Source organism: Ramlibacter sp., from assembly GCF_036383835.1.
Classification (GTDB): domain Bacteria; phylum Pseudomonadota; class Gammaproteobacteria; order Burkholderiales; family Burkholderiaceae_C; genus Ramlibacter.
Genome location: NZ_DASVNN010000150.1, coordinates 13700 through 32417, shown reverse-complemented (window position 1 = coordinate 32417; position 18718 = coordinate 13700). Strand labels below are relative to the sequence as shown.

22 protein-coding genes are annotated in these 18718 nt (G+C 70.9%); 3 read left to right on the top strand and 19 right to left on the bottom strand.

The window, feature by feature from the left end:
• Positions 1-154: 154 nt before the first annotated feature.
• Positions 155-421, top strand: a complete 267-nt coding sequence (locus VF522_RS23325) for a hypothetical protein (protein WP_330910728.1) — start codon at positions 155-157, stop codon at positions 419-421.
• Positions 422-449: 28 nt separating this feature from the next.
• Here the strand turns inward: VF522_RS23325 and VF522_RS23320 are convergent, their stop codons facing one another.
• From VF522_RS23320 to gdhA, 12 genes are all read right to left on the bottom strand, one after another.
• Positions 450-614, bottom strand: coding sequence for a hypothetical protein (locus VF522_RS23320; protein WP_330910727.1), 165 nt, complete (start codon positions 612-614; stop codon positions 450-452).
• The gene (locus VF522_RS23315) at positions 611-1177 is read right to left on the bottom strand and encodes a hypothetical protein (protein ID WP_330910726.1); all 567 of its coding nucleotides are present in this window, start codon (positions 1175-1177) and stop codon (positions 611-613) included. The genes VF522_RS23320 and VF522_RS23315 overlap by 4 nt, the downstream gene beginning before the upstream one ends.
• Positions 1174-2157 (bottom strand): universal stress protein, encoded by a 984-nt coding sequence (locus VF522_RS23310; protein ID WP_330910725.1) that lies wholly within the window; start codon positions 2155-2157, stop codon positions 1174-1176. The genes VF522_RS23315 and VF522_RS23310 overlap by 4 nt, the downstream gene beginning before the upstream one ends.
• 114 nt (positions 2158-2271) lie before the next feature.
• Entirely contained in the window at positions 2272-2397 is a 126-nt protein-coding gene (locus tag VF522_RS23305) for a hypothetical protein (protein ID WP_330910724.1), read from the bottom strand.
• A 77-nt stretch (positions 2398-2474) separates the two neighbouring features.
• Entirely contained in the window at positions 2475-2774 is a 300-nt protein-coding gene (locus tag VF522_RS23300; RefSeq protein WP_330910723.1) for a monovalent cation/H(+) antiporter subunit G, read from the bottom strand.
• Positions 2771-3046, bottom strand: a complete 276-nt coding sequence (locus tag VF522_RS23295; RefSeq protein ID WP_330910722.1) for a K+/H+ antiporter subunit F — start codon at positions 3044-3046, stop codon at positions 2771-2773. Before VF522_RS23295 ends, VF522_RS23300 begins: the two co-directional genes overlap by 4 nt.
• Entirely contained in the window at positions 3043-3531 is a 489-nt protein-coding gene (locus VF522_RS23290) for a Na+/H+ antiporter subunit E (RefSeq protein WP_330910721.1), read from the bottom strand. The genes VF522_RS23295 and VF522_RS23290 overlap by 4 nt, the downstream gene beginning before the upstream one ends.
• On the bottom strand, positions 3528-5168 hold the full coding sequence (locus VF522_RS23285) for a monovalent cation/H+ antiporter subunit D (RefSeq protein WP_330910720.1): 1641 nt from the start codon (positions 5166-5168) through the stop codon (positions 3528-3530). Before VF522_RS23285 ends, VF522_RS23290 begins: the two co-directional genes overlap by 4 nt.
• On the bottom strand, positions 5165-5509 hold the full coding sequence (locus VF522_RS23280) for a Na+/H+ antiporter subunit C (protein WP_330910719.1): 345 nt from the start codon (positions 5507-5509) through the stop codon (positions 5165-5167). Before VF522_RS23280 ends, VF522_RS23285 begins: the two co-directional genes overlap by 4 nt.
• Entirely contained in the window at positions 5509-8385 is a 2877-nt protein-coding gene (locus tag VF522_RS23275) for a monovalent cation/H+ antiporter subunit A (RefSeq protein ID WP_330910718.1), read from the bottom strand. Before VF522_RS23275 ends, VF522_RS23280 begins: the two co-directional genes overlap by 1 nt.
• A gap of 10 nt (positions 8386-8395) precedes the next feature.
• Positions 8396-9124, bottom strand: a complete 729-nt coding sequence (locus tag VF522_RS23270) for a hypothetical protein (protein ID WP_330910717.1) — start codon at positions 9122-9124, stop codon at positions 8396-8398.
• A 20-nt stretch (positions 9125-9144) separates the two neighbouring features.
• Positions 9145-10488: an NADP-specific glutamate dehydrogenase gene (gdhA, locus tag VF522_RS23265; protein ID WP_330910716.1), complete on the bottom strand. Its 1344-nt coding sequence runs from the start codon at positions 10486-10488 to the stop codon at positions 9145-9147.
• A gap of 746 nt (positions 10489-11234) precedes the next feature.
• On the opposite strand from gdhA, the gene VF522_RS23260 reads away from it, so the two are divergent.
• Together VF522_RS23260 and VF522_RS23255 are read left to right on the top strand one after the other, a co-directional pair.
• Positions 11235-11795 carry an N-acetyltransferase gene (locus VF522_RS23260; protein WP_330910715.1) on the top strand — a complete coding sequence of 187 codons (561 nt, stop codon included), beginning with the start codon at positions 11235-11237 and terminating at the stop codon, positions 11793-11795.
• Between the two features lie 239 nt (positions 11796-12034).
• Positions 12035-12634, top strand: coding sequence for a DUF2306 domain-containing protein (locus tag VF522_RS23255; RefSeq protein WP_330910714.1), 600 nt, complete (start codon positions 12035-12037; stop codon positions 12632-12634).
• A gap of 40 nt (positions 12635-12674) precedes the next feature.
• Here the strand turns inward: VF522_RS23255 and VF522_RS23250 are convergent, their stop codons facing one another.
• The 7 genes from VF522_RS23250 to VF522_RS23220 all read right to left on the bottom strand — a co-directional run bounded on the left by VF522_RS23250 (position 12675) and on the right by VF522_RS23220 (position 18671).
• Positions 12675-13190, bottom strand: a complete 516-nt coding sequence (locus VF522_RS23250) for a carboxymuconolactone decarboxylase family protein (RefSeq protein ID WP_330910713.1) — start codon at positions 13188-13190, stop codon at positions 12675-12677.
• Between the two features lie 17 nt (positions 13191-13207).
• Positions 13208-14185: a tripartite tricarboxylate transporter substrate binding protein gene (locus VF522_RS23245; protein ID WP_330910712.1), complete on the bottom strand. Its 978-nt coding sequence runs from the start codon at positions 14183-14185 to the stop codon at positions 13208-13210.
• A gap of 28 nt (positions 14186-14213) precedes the next feature.
• Entirely contained in the window at positions 14214-15011 is a 798-nt protein-coding gene (locus tag VF522_RS23240; protein WP_330910711.1) for an SDR family NAD(P)-dependent oxidoreductase, read from the bottom strand.
• Between the two features lie 15 nt (positions 15012-15026).
• Complete coding sequence (locus VF522_RS23235) at positions 15027-15821, bottom strand: SDR family NAD(P)-dependent oxidoreductase (RefSeq protein ID WP_330910710.1); 795 nt, start codon at positions 15819-15821, stop codon at positions 15027-15029.
• A 4-nt stretch (positions 15822-15825) separates the two neighbouring features.
• The gene (locus VF522_RS23230) at positions 15826-16635 is read right to left on the bottom strand and encodes an SDR family NAD(P)-dependent oxidoreductase (protein ID WP_330910709.1); all 810 of its coding nucleotides are present in this window, start codon (positions 16633-16635) and stop codon (positions 15826-15828) included.
• A gap of 34 nt (positions 16636-16669) precedes the next feature.
• Positions 16670-17683, bottom strand: coding sequence for a tripartite tricarboxylate transporter substrate binding protein (locus VF522_RS23225; RefSeq protein WP_330910708.1), 1014 nt, complete (start codon positions 17681-17683; stop codon positions 16670-16672).
• A gap of 109 nt (positions 17684-17792) precedes the next feature.
• Positions 17793-18671, bottom strand: a complete 879-nt coding sequence (locus VF522_RS23220; protein ID WP_330910707.1) for a LysR family transcriptional regulator — start codon at positions 18669-18671, stop codon at positions 17793-17795.
• Positions 18672-18718: the final 47 nt, after the last annotated feature.

Sequence of the window (18718 nt, the reverse complement as noted above, 5' to 3'; positions counted from 1 at the left end):
CCGGCCTTCGATTCGTAGCACGCAAGAACATCGTGTTGCATATCGGGATGGAACGCGTGGATCGCCGCAACACCGGCCGCGCGAAAACGCGTGGCGCGCTGGCCGCGGTCGCACATCCTCGCTAGAGTTGGGTTCCTGCCGATACGAACTCAACATGGACTTCTTCCACTCACTGTCGCTCGACCTGAAGATGCTGGTGATCGGTATTGCAGGTTTCGCGCTGCTGGCGATCTTCAGCGGCAACCGCAGGAACGAGAAGCGCTACGTGCTGGCCCTCGCGGTGCTGGCCGCCGTGGGCGTCTACCGCTTCACGCACTTCGTCGGTGCCGAACCGGCGGCAACGGCCGCCACGGACACCCCCACGGTGTACGTGAAAGCCAACAACAAGCGCGCGCCGCTCGTTTCCACCTCGGCCAGGTAAGGCCCATGGCGGCCTTGTCGACGATCGCTCACGCGAAGTAAGTCGCGGCCGCGGCGGACAGGAGGACCGAGCCGAAGGCCGACAGCAGCCGGACGTCCCGCGGCGCGTCGCCCTTGCGGCGCCCCAGCCAGGACGTGGCCACGGAAGTGCCGCCGAGGAGGGCCAGCAACAGCGCAACGTCTTCCGCGCTCATGCGTGCACCCCCGCGTCCTTCGCCGATCCCGCCTTCCCTTCCTGCAGCGACCGCTCATAGCCCAGCAGCCACGACAGGCAGTGCGCGGACCCGTCGGTCAGCTCCAGGAGTTGCCGTTGCAGCCCGTGCGCGCGCGAGAACGCCAGCTCCGCCCGGATCACGACGCGGTCCCTTGGCGTCTCCTTTTCGAACCACCGGGCGCGCCGCGCCTGCAGGATCTCCAGCAGCTGCAGCATGTGCGGGCGCGGTGCGTCGATGCGCAGGAACATGATCGGCACCATCAGCGACTGCGCCGCGGCGTCCACGTACGTGTGCACGGTGGGCGCCCCGAAGCCGACCAGGTCGCCATAGGCCTGCTGCAGCAGGAGCCGGGCGTCCGCCAGCGCGAACTCGCTCGCCGCCAGGATCTGCCCGCCCTGGTCGTGGCCGGCGATCCGGTAGCGATCCGGCCTGGACAAGCCATCGAGCAGGCCGGGGCGGGCGAAGACGAGGGCGGCGTCGCCGCGCGCCGTCACCATCTGGCGCAGGGGCAGCAGGTCGAGCGGGTCACGCACGTGCATCATGACGCCCTCCTTCCCGCCGGGCGCATCTCCAGCGCCGCGGCGCCGTCCGCCCCGTGGATGCGACGTGCCGCGATCGGCCCCGTCGCCGGCTCGCGCGCAGGCGGCACGACGAGCACATCGCTGCTGCCCCAGCTCAGGACGCGATGGGCGACGCTGCCGCTGAAGAAGTCCTGCCACGCGGAGCTGCGCCGCTTGCCGACCACGACCAGGTCCGCGCCCGAGCGCTCCTGCTGCACCACCGCCTGGCGGCCCGGGTCGCCGCGCCCGATCAGGGTCGACACGCGGTTGCGGCGCGCATCGAAGGAATCGGTGAGCGTGAGCATCCCCTTCTGCGCGTCGCGCAGGCAGCGCTCGCGGTAGGTGCGCACGGCCTCTTCCCTGGCCTCCGCCGCGCGCAACCGCGCCTCGCCGAGCGTATCGATCGCGTGGAAGACCTCCAGCTCCGCGTGCGCCTCGAGGCCGGCCGCGATCCGCACGAGCCGTTCCGATTCCGGCGAGAAGTCGACGGCGACCAGGATGCGTCCGTAGTGCTGTCCTCCCGCCTGCCGGGTGACGAGCACCGGGCAACTGGCGTTGCGCACCAGGCGCAGCACGGGCTGGCCGCGGAAGAAGGCGGCGGTGGAGCGTTCGCGCCGGTGCGGCAGCACCACGAGGTCCATGCCCCGGGACTGCGCGACCAGGTCCTCCAGCCTGTGCGACTGGAGCGGCACGGTCTTCACGCGCAGCGCGAAGGTGTCCTCCAGGTGCCTGGCCAGCCTGGCCAGGCGCACCGCGGCGTCGCGTGCCACCGGCTGGCCCGCGGGCGGCATGTACATCAGCTTCAGGGCCGCACGTTGCGCATCGGCGAGCCGCCACGCGCGCTGCAGCGCAAGGTTCTCCTGCGCGGAAAGATCCGTGGCCACCAGGATCGCGGTGAACTGGGTCTGACGGCTGAAGCCAGGTCCGGCGAGCTTCCGCTCTCCGGGATTCGAGGCACGCATGAGGGCACTCCATTCGAGCGCGAGCCGGCCGCGGGGGCACGGGCTCGCAAGCGCGCCGGGCTGGTGCCCGGCGGTCGATGGATGGCGCTTGAGGGGAAGTGGCGGCCGCCGGGCCTAGGAATGTGCGGGCGTACGCTGCAGGCCCGCGCGCATTGGCGCGGACCGGCGCGCCATCACGGCCCGTGCCGCGAGGGCCAGGGTCATGAAGGCGGCGAGGTGCAAGGCGGCTTGGATTGCCATGGGCCCGAGTATAGGCCGCGGTGCACGAATGCCGCGAATCGATTCCGGCAAGGAATGCAAGGGCATTGCGCGCGGACTCACGCGCGGTCCTTGCGCAGGTGGAACAAGGCGGCGCGCGCGACGATGCCCGTGGTGACCGGCACCGTGATGGCCAGCACGATCACGATCACCCACTGGTGCAGCACGGGCCGGCCGCTGGCCGCGGTGAAGTAGACGATGGACGCGAGGGCGACGGCCCAACTCGCCAGCGTGTTCGCGAGCGCGGGCGCGTGCATGCGCAGGAAGAAATCGTCGAGCCGCCACAGGCCGAGTGCGGCGGCGAGCACGAGCCCGCCGCTGGCCAGCAGCAGCAGGGCGACCAGCGCTTCCACGATCATTCGATCACCTCGCCGCGCAGCAGGAACTTGCCGAGGGCGGCGGAACCCAGGAAGCCGAACACCGCCATCAGCAATGCCGCATCGAAGTACGTGCTGCTGCCGTAGCGGATGGCCAGCACGAGCACCCCGAGCAGCGCCACCGTGAACACGAAGTCGAAGGCGACCACGCGGTCCAGCGCGCGCGGGCCGCGCAGGACGCGGGCCAGGCCGACGATCATGGCGGCGCAGTACGCGCACAGCGTGGCGGTGATGGCGACGTCGAGCAGGTTCATCCGAAGATCTCCTTCAGCGGCAGTTCGTAGCGCTGCTTGTACAGCGCGATGAAGGCGGCTTCGTCCGCCAGGTCGAAGACGTGGATCAGCAGGCTGCCGCGGTCGGCGGCGAGCTCGCACCAGACGGTGCCGGGCACCACGGCGGTGATGATGGCGAGCGCGGCGAGGCCATGCGGGTCCTGCAGGTCCAGCGGCACGGCGACGAAGGCGCCGCGCGGCCGCCGGGTGCCGGCGCGCAGCACGCCGGCGCCGACCTCCAGGGCCGAGACCACGACGTCGCGGCCGACCTGCAGGATCAGGCGGGCGAGCACCAGCGGCTTGTGCAGTTGCGGCCCGCGAGGCTTCAGCGGCGCGACCAGGGCCGGCGCAACCACGGCCACGATCGCCCCGAGCAGCAGGTCCGACGGGCCGATCGCATCGTTCAACAGCAGCCACAGCGCCAGCAGCGCGGCGGACAGCAGCAGGGACGGCAGCCAGCGCCTCACGGACCCGCTCCCGTCGGCGCGGGGACCGGCTTCGCGTCGAAGACCGTGTCGACGTAGCGGCCCGGCGCGTGCAAGGACGCTGCGACGTCGCTGGTGAACGCGAGCACGCGCTCGCCGGACACCGCGATCGCCACGCAGCCGGCAAGCAGCAGGGCCACCGGCAGCGCTTCGGTGAGGCGCAGCGCCGCGGGGCCGCGCGCGTTGGCGGCCCAGAAGTGGGTGGCGAAGGCGCGCAGGAGCGCGATGCCGCCGGTGAGGCTGGACACGATCAGCAACGCGAAGAGCAGCCAGCCGGGCAAGCCCGGCGCGCGCGGTCCGCCTTGCGCGATGGCGTGCAGCATCGCCAGCTTGCCGACGAAACCGGACAAGGGCGGCATGCCCGCGACGACCACGGCGCAGAGAAGGAACGCCGCGGCGAGCAGCGCCAGCGATGCGGGGATCGGACGGCCCACCACGGGCGCCGCGCTGTCGTCGAGGTTCGCATCGGGCGGCGCCGCTTCGCCGAATCGGGGCAGCTGCCCGCCGGCGTCCACCCGGGGCGGATCCACTTCCGCCTGGCGCCTGCGCTCCACCAGTTCCGCGAGCAGAAACAGCGCGGCGGCGCCGAGCGTGGAGCTCGCGAGATAGAACAGCGCACCGGCGGTGAGGGCCGGCGTGCCCAGGCCGGCCGCCGCGACCACCGTGCCGGAAGACGCGATCACGCTGTAGCCGGCGAGCCGCCCGAGCTGGTGCGAGCGCAACATGCCCAGCGCACCGAAGGCGAGCGTCGCCAGGCCGCCCCACACCAGCAGCGCGCCGCCGAAGTGCGCCGAGAACCCGGCGCCCGCGGGGAAGCACAGGGTCCACAGGCGCAGCACCGTGTAGACGCCCACCTTGGTGAGCACGGTGAACACGGCCGCCGAAGGCGCGCTCGCGGCCGCATAGGCCGCGGGAAGCCAGAAGTTCAGCGGCCAGAATCCCGCCTTGGCGAGGAAGGCCACCGCGAGCAGCGCCGCGGAGGCATGCAGCAGGCCGCGGTCCTCCACCGGCACGAGCGGCAGCTTGCGCGCGATGTCCGCCATGTTGAGCGTTCCCGTCACGCCATAGAGCAGCGCCACGCCGATCAGGAACAGGAAGGACGCCACCACGTTCACGGCGATGTAGTGCAGCCCCGGCCGCACCCTGCTGCTGCCGCCGCCGTGCAGGAGCAGGCCGTAGGAGGCCGCGAGCAGCACCTCGAAGAAGACGAACAGGTTGAACAGGTCGCCCGTGAGGAAGGCGCCGTTGAGCCCCGCGAGCTGCAACTGGAGCAGCGGATGGAAGTGCACGCCGGCCCGGTGCCAGCGCGCCAGCGAGAACAGCAGGCCGGCCAGCGCGGTGCAGGCGGCGAGCACCAGCATGCCCGCCGCGAGCCCGTCGAGCACCAGCACGATGCCGAACGGCACCGGCCAGTTGCCGGGCAGGTAGACCGCCACGGGCGCGCGCACGCCCTGGGCCTGCGCGAGCAGCCAGCCGGCGACCAGCAGGCTCGCGACCAGGGACGCGAGGTTCAATCCCGCCTTCGCGTCGCGCCAGCGCTCGCCCAGGCCGAGCAGCAGCGCCGCCGTCGCCAGCGGCAGCAGCACGGGCGCGGCGAGGAGATGCGCGGCCGCGCTCAAGGGCGTTCCTCCTGGCCGTCGACGTGGTCGCTGCCGGTGAGGCCGCGCAGGGCCAGCAGCACGACGAGGAACAGCGCCGTGGTGGCGAAGCCGATCACGATGGCCGTGAGCACCAGCGACTGCGGCAGTGGGTCCGTGTACTGCACCAGGTCCGCCGCGACGCCGGGCTGCACGATGGGCTCGCGCGCGATCGAAAGGCTGCCGACGCTGAAGATGAACAGGTTGGTCGCATACGACAGCAGCGACAGGCCGACAAGGACCTGGAAGGTCCGCGGCCGCAGCACGAGCCAGACGCCGGCAGACGTCAGCACGCCGATGGCGAGGGCGATCACGAGTTCCATCAGGCCTCGCTCCCGGCAGGGCGCCGCCGCGCGCGGCCCGACTGGTGCGCCAGCGCGGTGAGCAGCAGCATGGTGGAGCCGAGCACGACCAGGAAGACGCCGAGGTCGAAGAACAGCGCGCTGGGCAAGTGGATCCCGCCCAGCACCGGAAGCGTGAAATGCGCGGTGTGCGTCGTGAGCAGCGGATAGCCGAGCGCCAGCGATCCCAGGCCGGTCACCCCCGCCGCCGACAGCCCGAAGGCGATCCACGCGCGCGGACGCACGTTCAGGCGCGCTTCCACCCAGCGGGTGCCGCCCACCAGATACTGCGCGATGAAGGCGATGGTGACGGTGAGTCCGGCGACGAAACCGCCGCCCGGCAGGTTGTGCCCGCGCAGGAACAGGTAGGCGGCGACCACCAGCGTGACGGGCAGCATCAGCCGCACGAGCACGGCCGGCACGACCAGGTAGGCACGCAGGGAATCCTCCTCGCCGGAGGGCGCCTGCCGCATCGGCAGACGCTGCTGCGGCGGGACGTCCATCAGCTCGCGCGCGGGCCGGAAGCGGCGCAGCAGCGCATAGACCGCGATGCCCACGATGGCCAGCACCGTGATCTCGCCCAGCGTGTCGAAGGCGCGGAAGTCCACCAGCATGACGTTCACCACGTTGCGGCCGCCGCCGCCGGGCAAGGCGTTCTCGAGGAAGAAGGGCGAGATGCTCTGCGCGCCCGTGCGCGTCAGCAGCGCATAGGACACGGCGGCGAGGCCGGCGCCCGCCGCCACCGACAGCACGAGATCGCGGCTGCGCCGCCAGAGCGCGCGCCAGGCCAGGCGCGGGTCTTCGTCGCTCGGCAGCGGCTTGGGCAGCCAGCGCAGCCCGAGCAGGAAGAACACCAGCGTCACCGATTCCACCGCGATCTGCGTCAGCGCGAGGTCGGGCGCGGAGAACCACGCGAAGGTCACGCACAGCACCACGCCCGTGACGCCCAGCAGCACCAGCGAGAAGAGACGGTGGAAGCGGGCCTGCCAGGCCGCGCCGATGGCGGCGGCGCCGCCCACCAGCCACAGCAGGACGAAGTCGATGGTCGCGGGCACGCGCGGGCGAGAACCCCACTCGAGGGGAACGATCATGGCGGCGCTGAGCGCCGTGGCGCCGGCCACCACCACGATCCAGAGCAGCTGCCGCTGCAGGTGGGGGCTGCTCGCGCGGCGCACGACACGCCGGGCGGCGTCCGTGCCGGCGGCGAGCACCGCTTCGAACATGCGCTTGCCGTCCAGCCGCGAAAGCAGCGGCGCCTTGTCGAGCCGGCCCTGCCGGCGCATGCGCGCGAACAGGACGTACGTCACCCAGCCGCCCGCGAGGGCGACCAGGCTCATCGCCAGCGGCGCATTGAAACCGTGCCAGACCGCGAGGCTGTATTCCGGCAGCGTGCCGCCCACGACCGGTCGCGCCGCCGTTGCGAGGAAGCCGCCGACGGCCGCCTCGGGCAGCACGCCGACCACGACGCACGCCACCACCAACACGAACATCGGCACGCGCATCCACCGCACCGGCTCGTGCGGCACGCGCGGGCAGTCGTCGGGTGGCGGGCCGAAGAACACGCGGTGCGCGACGCGCAGCGAATACACCACCGCGAAGATGCCGGCCACCGTGGCCGCGAGCGGCAGCGCGAACTGCACGGCGGGCGTGGAGCTGACGAACACCGTCTCGGCGAAGAACATCTCCTTGGACAGGAAGCCGTTCAGCAGCGGCACGCCGGCCATGGCGGCGCTCGCGATGATGGCCAGCGTGGCGGTGCGCGGCATGAAGCGGTACAGCCCGTGCAGCCGGCGCATGTCGCGCGTGCCGGTCTCGTGGTCGATGATGCCCACGGCCATGAACAGCGAGGCCTTGAAGGTCGCGTGGTTCACGGTGTGGAACACCGCGGCCACCGCGGCGAGCGGGCTGTCCAGCCCGAGCAGCAGCGTGATCAGGCCGAGATGGCTGATCGTGGAATACGCGAGCACCGCCTTCAGGTCCTGCTGGAACATGGCGAGGTAGGCGCCCAGCAGCAGCGTGATCACCCCGGCGCCGCCCACCAGCAGCAGCCAGGTGTCGGTGCCGGCCAGCACGGGCCACAGGCGCGCCATCAGGAACACGCCGGCTTTCACCATCGTGGCGGAGTGCAGGTAGGCCGAGACCGGCGTGGGCGCGGCCATCGCGTGCGGCAGCCAGAAATGGAACGGGAACTGCGCGCTCTTGGTCAGCGCCCCGAGCAGCACGAGCACGACGATCGGCACGTACAGAGGATGGGCGCGGACCCGGTCGCCGGCCGCCAGCACGGCGTCGAGTTCGTAGCTGCCGACGACCTGTCCGAGCAGGATCGCGCCCGCCAGCAGGGCCAGTCCCCCCGAGGCGGTGACCACGAAGGCCATGCGCGCGCCGCGCCGCGCGTCCTTGCGGTCGTGCCAGTAGCCGATCAGCAGGAAGGAGAACAGGCTGGTGAGTTCCCAGAACACCACCAGCTGCACCAGGTTTCCCGAGAGCACCACGCCGAGCATCGCGCCCATGAATCCGAGCAGCAGCGCATGGAAGCGCGCCGCGGGATCGGCGGCGGAGAGGTAGTAGCGGGCGTACAGCACCACCAGTGCACCGATGCCGCTCACCAGCATGCCGAACATCCAGGCGAAGCCGTCGACGCGCAGCGTCATGGACACGCCCAGGCCGGGCAGCCAGGCGACCGTGTGGCTCGGGACCTCGCCCGCGGCGATGCGCGGATAGAGCGAGCCCAGGCCCGCCGCCGCGGCCACCGCCACCGCGCCCGCCAGTAGCGATTCCCAGTTGCGCGCGCGCGTGGGAAGCACCGCCGCGAGCACGCTCGCGCCAAACGGCAGCAGGACGATCCACCACAGCGGCATGCGCTGCACTCTATCCGAGAGCCGGACCGCCGGGCACGGGCGGCGCGGTGTCCATCGCATCCGCCATGCGCGACCGTGCGCGGGCTTCCGGCCTCGCGGGCAGCAGCAGCGTGTCGGTCTTCGTCAGCGCCAGGAAGCGGCGCGCGAGCGAGGGGGACTGCGTGCAGGGCAGCACCACGACGTCGGGGAAGAGCGCGCGTTCGCGCTGCAGCAGCGCGGGAGCGGAGTGCAGGGGCGCCACCGCCGGCAGTTCCTTGCCGTCGGCCAACGCGGCGGCCAGGCCACGTTCCACCGCGGCGTCCTGCTCCGCGCCGACGAGGACCCGCCGGTACGCGGCGGTCGCCGGCGTGCGCACCACCAGCGTCGGCCGGCCGGCGAGTTGCGCGATCCGCAGGGGATGCAGCCCGGTCGCGGCGTCGAGGCCCGAGGGCGCGCGCACCACGACGAGATCGGCCTCCTCCGCGGCCCGCCGCAATTCGCCGCTGACCGAGCCGCGCAGGGCCTGCGCCAGCACCGCGATCTGCAGGTGCTCCTGCAGCCGCCAGGCGAGCGGCTCCAGGCGCTGGCGCGCCGGCTCGGCGCTGCGGAAGCGCCCCAGGTTCAGCACGCGCAGCCAGCCGCCGTGCGCGCGCGCCAGCATGCCGCCACGCCAGGCGGCGTTGTCCGCATCGGCATGCAGGTCGTGGAGCACCAGCACCTTCTTCACGTGCGGGAGCGAAAGGCGAAGACTGTCGTTCATGTCGGTTCCTCCCCGGACTGCTAGATGACGCCTTGCGCCAGCATCGCGTCGGCCACTTTCACGAAGCCGGCGATGTTGGCGCCCCGTACGTAGCTCACGCTCCCGTCGGGACGGGATCCGTGCTGCACGCAGGCGGCGTGGATGCCTTGCATGATGGTGAGCAGCCGCGCGTCGACCTCCTCGCGCGGCCAGGCGAGGCGCATGGCGTTCTGGCTCATCTCGAGCCCCGAGGTGGCGACGCCGCCGGCGTTGCTGGCCTTGCCCGGCGCGAACAGCACGCGCGCCTCCTCGAACACGTGCACCGCCGCCAGCGTGGCCGGCATGTTGGCGCCCTCCGCGACGCACTGCACGCCATTGGCCACCAGCGTGCGGGCATCCTCCGCATCGAGTTCGTTCTGCGTGGCGCATGGCAGGGCGACGTCCGTCGGGATGGCCCACGGTTTCCTGCCCGGGAGGAAGTGCGCCTCCGTGCGCCGCGCGTAGTCGCTCACCCGCCCGTACAGCTGGTTCTTCACTTCCATCAGCACCGCGAGCTTGGCCGGCGTGAAGCCCCCGGGCTCGACGACCGTCCCGCCCGAGTCCGACACCGTGAGCACCTGCGCACCGAGCGCCATGGCCTTCTCGATCGCGTACTGCGCCACGTTGCCGGAGCCGGAGATGCTCACGCGCAGGCCTTCGAGGGACTTGCCGGCGCGCCGCAGCATCTCCTGCGCGAAGTAGACCGTGCCGTAGCCGGTGGCTTCGGGGCGGACCAGCGAGCCGCCGAAGGACAGGCCCTTGCCGGTGAACACGCAGTCCGACCGGTTGCTGAGCTTTTTCATCATGCCGGCCAGGTAGCCCACCTCGCGCGCGCCGACGCCGATGTCGCCGGCCGGGATGTCGGTGTCGCCGCCGATGTGGCGGAACAGCTCGCTCATGAAGGCCTGGCAGAAGCGCATGACCTCGCCGGGGCTGCGGCCCTTCGGTTCGAAGTCCGATCCTCCCTTGCCGCCGCCCATGGGCAGCGTGGTCAGCGCGTTCTTGAAGGTCTGCTCGAAGGCGAGGAACTTCAGGATCGACGGATTCACGGACGGATGGAAGCGCAGCCCGCCCTTGTAGGGACCGATGGCCGAACTGTGCTGCACCCGGTAGCCGCGGTTGACCTGCACCTGGCCCTGGTCGTCCACCCACGCGACGCGGAACTGCACGATGCGCTCGGCCTCGACGAGGCGATCGAGCAGGCCGTGGTCGGCGTATCGCGGGTTCGCCGCGATGAAGGGCCAGAGGCTGTCGATCACCTCGGTCACGGCCTGCACGAACTCGGGCTGGCCAGGATTGCGGGCCTCGACCTGCGCCAGAAAGGCGGCGCTCGATTCGTATTTCATGCTGCACTTCCATCGAGTACGAGCGCCGCGCCGGCGGCGGCTCGCAATGGCGCCTGGGACTTGCCCGGCGGTCGATGTTCAGCGCTGAAGAAGGAAGGGGACCGCCGGGCTCAGGAATCTGCTGGCGTGCCTCGATGGCCCGCAGCGCGCGCTTGCGCAGGCACGGTCGGGCCCGCCGCATTCACAGGGTGCGGCAGGCGACGTGCGTGGCGATCCGGACGGACAGGGGTGTGCATGAGGTGATGCGTGCCAGTGTAGGAGCTGTTGCGCGCCGCGGGGCGCATGACCCGACGATCCTTGCCAGAATGAGCGCGCGCACTTCCCGGCACTCGCGTTGCTGCTTATACTCCCGCCCCGCCATGCATCCACAGCGCACGCCCGCGCATCCCTGAGCCCGGCGGTCCCCTCCCTTTCGTTCCAGCGCACCTTCGACCGTCGGGCCAGCCTCGCGCCAGCCTGAGTCCCTCCGCGGCTCCAACACGATGAATTCGACGCGTCCCCTCGCGCGGACGCGCGCACCGCCATGGATTTCACGAAAGATTTCGTCCGCTCGAAAAACCCCTGCGCCGAGGGATTCCGGTGGACTGCGGCGGCGACCTGCTGGACGCCGCGGGATCGCTGCGCGTGTGGCAGGACCTCATCTGCGACGCGGGCATCGCATGCGGCATGCACCTCGACGCAAAGCGACATCCGTTCGGCGCGGCGCAAGCCCGCGGCGCTGGTCAGCGGATGCCGGGAGGCGGAACATGCGCATTGACGTTTCCCTCGAACACCGCGATCTCGCCGTGGAACTCGCCGGCCTGCACGCGAGGATGCAACGCCCGGGCGACGTCCTGCACCGCCTGCCGGAGATCGCCACGCCGATGCCGGACTTCGTGTTCAGGTACCGGGAATCGGACGGCGAGTTCCACGTGTATGTCGAGGACAGGCAGCGCCAGGTCCTGGCCGGATGCACGTCGTTCCACCGGGTCTTCGAGCTCGACCGCCGCATGGGGCGCCACCTTCGGAGTCCGCATTCGCGCTACGCGGCCGACTATCGCCGGCGCGGCATGGCCAGTGCCGTCTATCGATGGGCGCTGGAGGCGGGCTTGTGCCTGGTGAGCGGGCCGCGCCAATCACCCGCGGCGTATCGGCTCTGGATGTCGCTGGCGCGGTCCCACCCGCTCACCCTGGTCTCCACCCGCGACAAGCACCTGGCGGTCATGGACTCCCGCGTGGAACGAACCTCGTTCGAGGCATTCGACACCCGCATGATGCTGCTGGGCGCCGGCTGGACGCTGCAGGGGCTCGCGCGGGTCATGCCATGAACGCGGGCGGGCTCATCGACATGCGTGGGCAACGCGGCAATGGGGCAGGAGCGGCCTCCTCCCATCGGAGGGTTGCCCGCGCCCATCGATCTTCGTAATCTGGCATCCAGAGCGCACCGCGTTGCCCTCGCAACGCGGACACACAACGCACTTCGGCGCCTGCGACGTTCTTGGGAAAAAAATCTTCTTCTCGGGGGGATCCCATGAGCGTTCGCAAGCCACCGACCCTGCGTCAAACCATGCAGAGCCGCCCCGGAGCCGGGGCGATCCTGTTCGTCCTCATCTGCCTGATGACCTTGTGGGTCTTCCTCCTGGTGGAGATGCCGCTGCTGCTCGGCATGAACCCGGCGTGGACCGAGAAGATCCGGCCGTACGAGGAACTGCTGCACCTGCACGCCGTCTGCGGCGTCGCTGCCCTGCTCGCCGGCGCCACCCAGTTTTCTTCGGAGTGGCGGCGAACGTACCCGCGCCTGCACCGCATGGCGGGCTACGTCTACGTCGGCACCACGGCGCTCGCTTCGCCCTTGGCCATCTGGGTCGCCTTGCAGTACACCCCCATGGCCGAGGCGACGGCGCACGTCTCGCAGGCGCTCATCTGGGTCGTCACCACCGTCGCCGCGTTCCTCGCCATCCGCTCGCGCCACATGCCGTCGCACCAGACGTGGATGGTCCGCAGCTACGCGCTCACGCTCACGTTCGTGCTCTCGCGCTTCGTCACCGAAGTACTCGAGGTGCGCATCCCCGCGGACGCCGGCGGCAATGCGACGTTCGTGTGGCTGTCCACGATCCTGGTGCTGCTGGCGGCGGACACCCTGGTCGACTGGAACCGCCGGGCGTAGCGCGCGCCAGGCGGCCTCGCACCGCCGGCGCCGGCGGAGGTCAGTGCGACATCTCCAGCGCCACGAGGAAGCGCGACACCATGTTGTACGCGCCGATCGTCACCATCGCATCCACGGTCTGGCGCTCGTCGAGGAAGCCGCGCACGCGCTCGTACAGCGCCGCCGGCACTTCGATCGCCGTCGTCATGGTGTCGGTCAGCTCGATCAGCACCTGTTCCATGTCGCCGAGTCCGGGGCCGATCCGCTTCGGGTCGCGCAGCGCGGCGATCTTCTGCTCCGTCGCGCCGGCCTTCAGCGCGATCGGCACGTGCGCTTCGTATTCGTAGGTGGCGCCGTTGAGCACCGCCACGCGGATGATGATCAGCTCGCGCAGGTCCGCGGGCAGCGTGCTGCGGTTGCGCACGGCCGTCAGCAGCTGCTCCCAGCCATGCGCCATGGGCGGGCTGTTCAGGAGCACCTGGTACAGCGTCGACACGCGGCCACGCTGGGCGGCGATCTGCGCTTCCTGTTCGGCGAGTTCGGGGCGGGTGCCGGGCGGGATGGGGGCGATGCGCATGGTCGATTCTCCTGGGCTCATTCCGGCTGGATGCCAATCTTGCGGACCACCTGGCCCCACTTGGGGATCTCGCGTGCGATCACGGCCTGGAAGGCGGCGGGCGTGCCGCCGCCGGGCAGCGCGCCATCGACTTCCAGCTTCGCCGGCGTCTCCTTCATCGCGAGCACCTTGTTCACTTCCGCGTTCATGCGCCGCAGGATCTCGGGCGGCAGGCCCTTCGGCGCGATGATGCCGTACCACAGCGTCGCCTCGTAGCCCTTGAAGCCGGACTCGGCGATCGTCGGCACGTCGGGCAGCGCGGGAATGCGCTCCTCGGTGGTGACGGCCAGCGCGCGCAGCTTGCCCGACTTCACGTGCGGCATCGCGCTGGCGGTGGCCGCGAAGTACAGGTCGACCTGGCCGGCGACCAGGTCGGTGAGCGCCGCGCCGCCGCCCTTGTACGGCACGTGGCGCATGTCGAAGCCGGCTTCGTCGGCGAACTGCGCGGCGGCGAGATGCAGCAGGCTGCCCTGGCCGGACGAGGCGTAGTTCAGCGCGCCCTGCTTCGCCTTGCCCAGCGCAATCAGCTCCTTCAGGTTGGTGGCCGGCAGCTTCGGGTTGGCGACCACGAGCAGCGGGCCTTTCGAGACCTGCACCACTGGCGTGATGTCGTTGACCGGGTCGAACCTGAGCTTGTACAGGCTCGGATTGACCGTGTAGCTGGAAGAGATCAGGACGAAGGTGTAGCCGTCCGCGGGAGCCGCGAGTCCCGCCTGCACGCCGATCAGGCCGCCGGCGCCCGGCTTGTTCTCGACGATCACCGGCTGCCCCAGCGCATCGCCCAGGTGCTTGGCGACGTAGCGGCCGATGATGTCGGCGCCGCCGCCGGGAACGAAAGTGACGATCAGCTTGACGGGCTTGCTCGGCCAGGTGTCGGCGAGAGCGGAGGCCTGCAGGCCGAGGGCCAGGCCCGCCGCGGCGAGCCCGCGCAAGATGGTGCGCAAGGAAAGTTTCATGTCGATGGTCCTGGAGTCGGAAAGGCGATCAGTCGCAGCGCGCGGTCATGCCGCCGTCGACCACGATCTCGGTGCCGGTGATGAAGCGGGCCTCGTCGCTCGCGAGGTACAGCACGGCGCTGGCCGTGTCGCGGCCGTCGCCCATGAAGCCGAGCGGGATGCGCTTCTGGCGCTGCGCGAGGAGCGCATCGACGTCGCCGCCGGCGCGCTGCTTCGCCAATCTCACTTCGACCATCGGCGTGTGCAGCTGGCCGGGAACGACGCAGTTGACGCGCACGCCGTCGGGCGCATGCTGCACGGCGATGACGCGCGACATCTGGATCACGCCGGCCTTGGTGGCCGCATACGCGACCTGCGCCGCGCCGGTCCAGCGCAGGCCGGAGGCGGAGGAGATGTTGACGACCGCGCCCGAGCCCTTGGCCACCATCGTGGGCAGCACGTGCTTGCAGGTCAGGAACACGCTCTTGAGGTTCACGTCGACCTGCGTGTCCCACACTTCCTCGGACAGCTCGATCGGCCCGCCCTTGGCGGAGCCGCCGACGTTGTTCACCAGCACGTCGATGGTGCCGAACTGCGCCAGGCAGGCCTGCGCCATGGCCTGCACCGAAGCGCTGCGGGTCACGTCGCACGCGAACGGCACGATGGATGCGCGCGCCGCTCCGGCGCGCTCCAGCGTTTCCTGCAGGGCCGCCATGTCGCGGTCCACCGCGAACACCTTCGCGCCCTCTTCCGCCAGCCGCACGGCGATGGCGCGGCCATTGCCCCAGCCGGGGCCGACACAACCGGCGCCGGTGACGATGGCCACCTTGTTCTCGAATCTCTGCATGAATCCTCCTGGAGGTCAGACGACCATCGGCGTGGACGCCCCGTCGACCGCGACGATGGCGCCGTTGACATAGCTCGCGCGCGGCGAGGCGAGGAAGACCGCCACGTTGGCGATCTCTTCGGGCGCGGCGGGACGCCCCATCGGCAGCTTCTCGCCGGGCGCGCCCGGCGCGGGCCGGCCTTCGCTGGCGGCGAGGCGCGCTTCCGCGTCCAGCCGCGCGCGCAGGCGCTCGGTGAGCACCTGCGCCGGGTTGATCGCGTTGATGCGCACGCCGCGGCCGGCATAGGCCGACGCCAGGCCGGCGGTCACCAGCATCAGCGCCGCGTTGGCCGCGCCGCCTGCGAGGTGCGTGGGATTGGCGACCTTGCCGCCCGCGCCGATCACGTTGACGATGGCGCCGCTGCGCCGCTCGCCCATGCGCTTCACCGCCGGATCCATCATGTGGACATAGGCGAAGTACTTGGCTTCCATGGCCTCGTGCCAGGCCTGTGCATCGAGCTCCGCCGGCGGCGTGCGCTTGGCCGCGCCCGCGCAGTTCACGAGCACGTCGAGCGGGCCGTGGGCGGCCTCGGCTGCATCGAGCGCAGCGCGCGCCGCCGCGGGATCGCGCAGGTTGGCGGCGAAGCCGGCGACACGGGCGCCGGGATGCAACGCACGCAGGCGCGCCGTGGCTTCGTCCAGCGCCGCCGCGTCGCGCGCGACCAGGCTCACCACCGCGCCCTCGGCGAGGAAGGCCTCGGCGCAGGCACGGCCGATGCCCTTGCTGCCGCCCGTGACCAGCACGTGGCGGCCGGAAAGCTGCAGGTCCATCGCGTCAGCCGCGCTTGACCAGCAGGCCGCCGTCCACCGGCAGCAGCACGCCGGTGACGTAGCGTGCCTCGTCGGAGGCGAGGAACACCGCGGCGTTGGCCACGTCCCAGGCGCTGCCCATGCGGCGCATCGGCACCAGCGCTTCGCGCTCGGCCCGCACCACCTCGCGCGACACGCCGCGTTCCTTGGCGCGCCGCTCGATCGCCATCGGCGTGTCGATCAGGCCCGGCAGGATCGCGTTGGCGCGCACGCCGTGCCCGGCGTTCTCCATCGCGATGTGCTGCGTCATCGTGTTGACGGCGCCCTTGCTGGTCTTGTAGGTGATCGTCGGCCGCGCGGCGAGCGAGGACGTCGAGGAGATGTTGATGATCGAGCCGGACTTCTGCGCGATCATGTGCGGCAGCACGTGCTTGCAGGTCATGAACATGCCCTTGAGGTTCATGTCCATCAGCGCTTCCCACACGGCGACGTCCAGGTCCACCGTCTTGCGGTCGCCGCCGGAGCGGCCCACGTTGTTGTGCAGCACGTCGATGCGGCCGTAGCGCTCCACGCAGGCGTCGGCGATGCGCTTGCAGTCCTCCTCCCGCGTGATGTCGGCCGTCAGCACCGAGGCCGGCTGGCCGTACTGCTGCACGGCCTTCAGGGTGTCCTGGGCCCACTCCTCGTTGATGTCCACCAGCAGCAGCGTGGCGCCTTCCTCGGCGTAGCGCTCCGCCGCCGCGCGGCCGTTGCCGACGGTGTCGCCCGGCTGCTGCCCGGCGCCCACGATGATCGCGACCTTGCCCTGCAGGCGGCCGCCTTTCGTATTGGTCATGTCTGTGTTCTTCCTGGGTGAATCTCGTGGCCGCTCAGTCGATCGAGACCTTGCCCTCGACGACGACCTTGCGCCAGCGTGCCTCCTCGGCGCGCACGTAGCGCGTGAGTTCCTCGGGCGTGGTGGGCGAAGGCACGAGGCCTTCGCTGGCCACGCGGTCGCGGAAGTTCTGCGACTCCACGGCGCGGCGCACGGCGGTGTTGAGACGCGCCACGATGTCGGGCGGCGTGCCGCCGCTGGCGAACACCGCGTACCAGACATCGGCCTCGTAGCCGGGCAGGCCCGACTCGGCGAAGGTCGGCACCTGCGGCCACGAGGGCGAGCGGGCTTGCGACGTCACCGCGAGCGCGCGCATCTTGCCGGCCTCGACGAACTTGCCGGCGCCGGCGGCAGTGGCGAACACCAGGTCGATCTGGCCGCCCAGCAGGTCGGTGTACGCCGGGCCGGCGCCGCGGTACGGCACGTGCGTGATGTCGACCTTGGCCATCATCTTGAACAGCTCGCCGGCCAGGTGGACCGCCGTGCCGTTGCCCGAGGAGCCGTACGTGAGCTTGCCCGGATTGGCGCGGGCGAAGTCGATCACGTCCTTGACCGTGCGGTACTTCGAGTTGGGGTGGGTCACCAGCATGTTCGGGCCGCGCGCGACCAGCGAGATGTCGGCGAAGGACTTGTCGGTGCTGTACGGCAGGTTCTTGACCAGGCTGCTATTGATGGCGTGCGCCGAAGTGGTGACCAGCAGCGTGTAGCCGTCGCCCTGCGCCTTCGCGACCAGGTCCGAGCCGATCACGGTGCCGCCGCCCGGCTTGTTGTCGACGATGACGGGCTGGCCGAGGTCGCGGGCCATGCCTTCGGCCACGGTGCGCGCGACCAGGTCGGTGCCGCCGCCGGGCGTGAACGGGATGACGATGCGGATCGTCCGCGACGGAAAGCTGCCTTGCGCGGCCGCGCGGCCGGAAGCGAGGGCCAGGAAGGAAGGAAAGGCCAGCGAGGTCGCGCCGGCGGCCGCCGCCTGCAGCAGGCCGCGCCTGCTCTTGTCCGGAATGCTCATGAATCGTCTCCGTTCGTTGCGCCGCGGATGCTTTCGCCGCGGCATGCCCGCAGTCTAGGCATGGCCGGGCGCCCCGGTTTGACGATTCGGAAAAGCTCCGTTTCCGGATTCAGGAAGGCAGCAGGTGCTCCAGCAATGCTTTCACCTGCGGCGAAAGCGCCTGCGGGTCGCGCACGCAGACGAACAGGTGCCGCTCGGCCCAGGGATCGCTCAGCGGAACCACCACCAGGCCCATGCGGCCGACGTAGTTGCGCGCGATGCCCTCGGGCATCACCGCGAGGCCCAGGCCTTCGCGCACCATCGCACAGCGCGCCTCCGGGTTGGACACCTGCGCGCGCACCCGCACCGGCCGGGTGATCGTCGCGCCCGCGAGCGTGAGGAATTCGTCGAGGCTGTGCCGGGGAAAGTTGCCGAGGAAGTCGTAGTCGAGCGCGTCGTTGAAGCGCAGGTTCTTGCGGCGCGACAGCGGATGCCCCACCGGCACCACCAGCCCGATGCGGTCACGCCGGTAAGGCATGGAGATCACGCCGGACGCCGGATGCTCCGCATGGTAGATGCCGATGTCCGCCTGGCCGTCGGCGACCATCGGGGCCACGTCGTAGCTGAAGGCCTCCAGCAGGTCGACGCGCGCGCCCGGCATCTTGCGCGCGAAGGAGCTGATCTCCTTCGGCAGGAACTGCAGCACGGTCGACGAATTCGCCACGAGCCGGATGCTCGGAACGCCGCCGCTCGAATAGGTGGCCAGCAAGTCCCGCGCCTGGGCGACGTTGCGCAGGATCACCCTCGCCTGCTGGTACAGCACGACGCCCGCGGGCGTGGGCTCGACGCCGCGGCCGTGGCGCAGCAGCAGCGTCGTGCCGAGGCGCCGTTCCAGCTCGGAGATGCGCTTGCTCGCGGCGGAGGTCACCAGGTGCACGCGCTCGGCGGCGCGCGACAGGCTCTTCTCTTCCACGGCGGCCACGAGGATTTCGAGGGAAGCCAGGTCCATGGGGGGGATTGTCGTCAAGCCGCCTTGTGGTGGCATGAGGCGTCGAG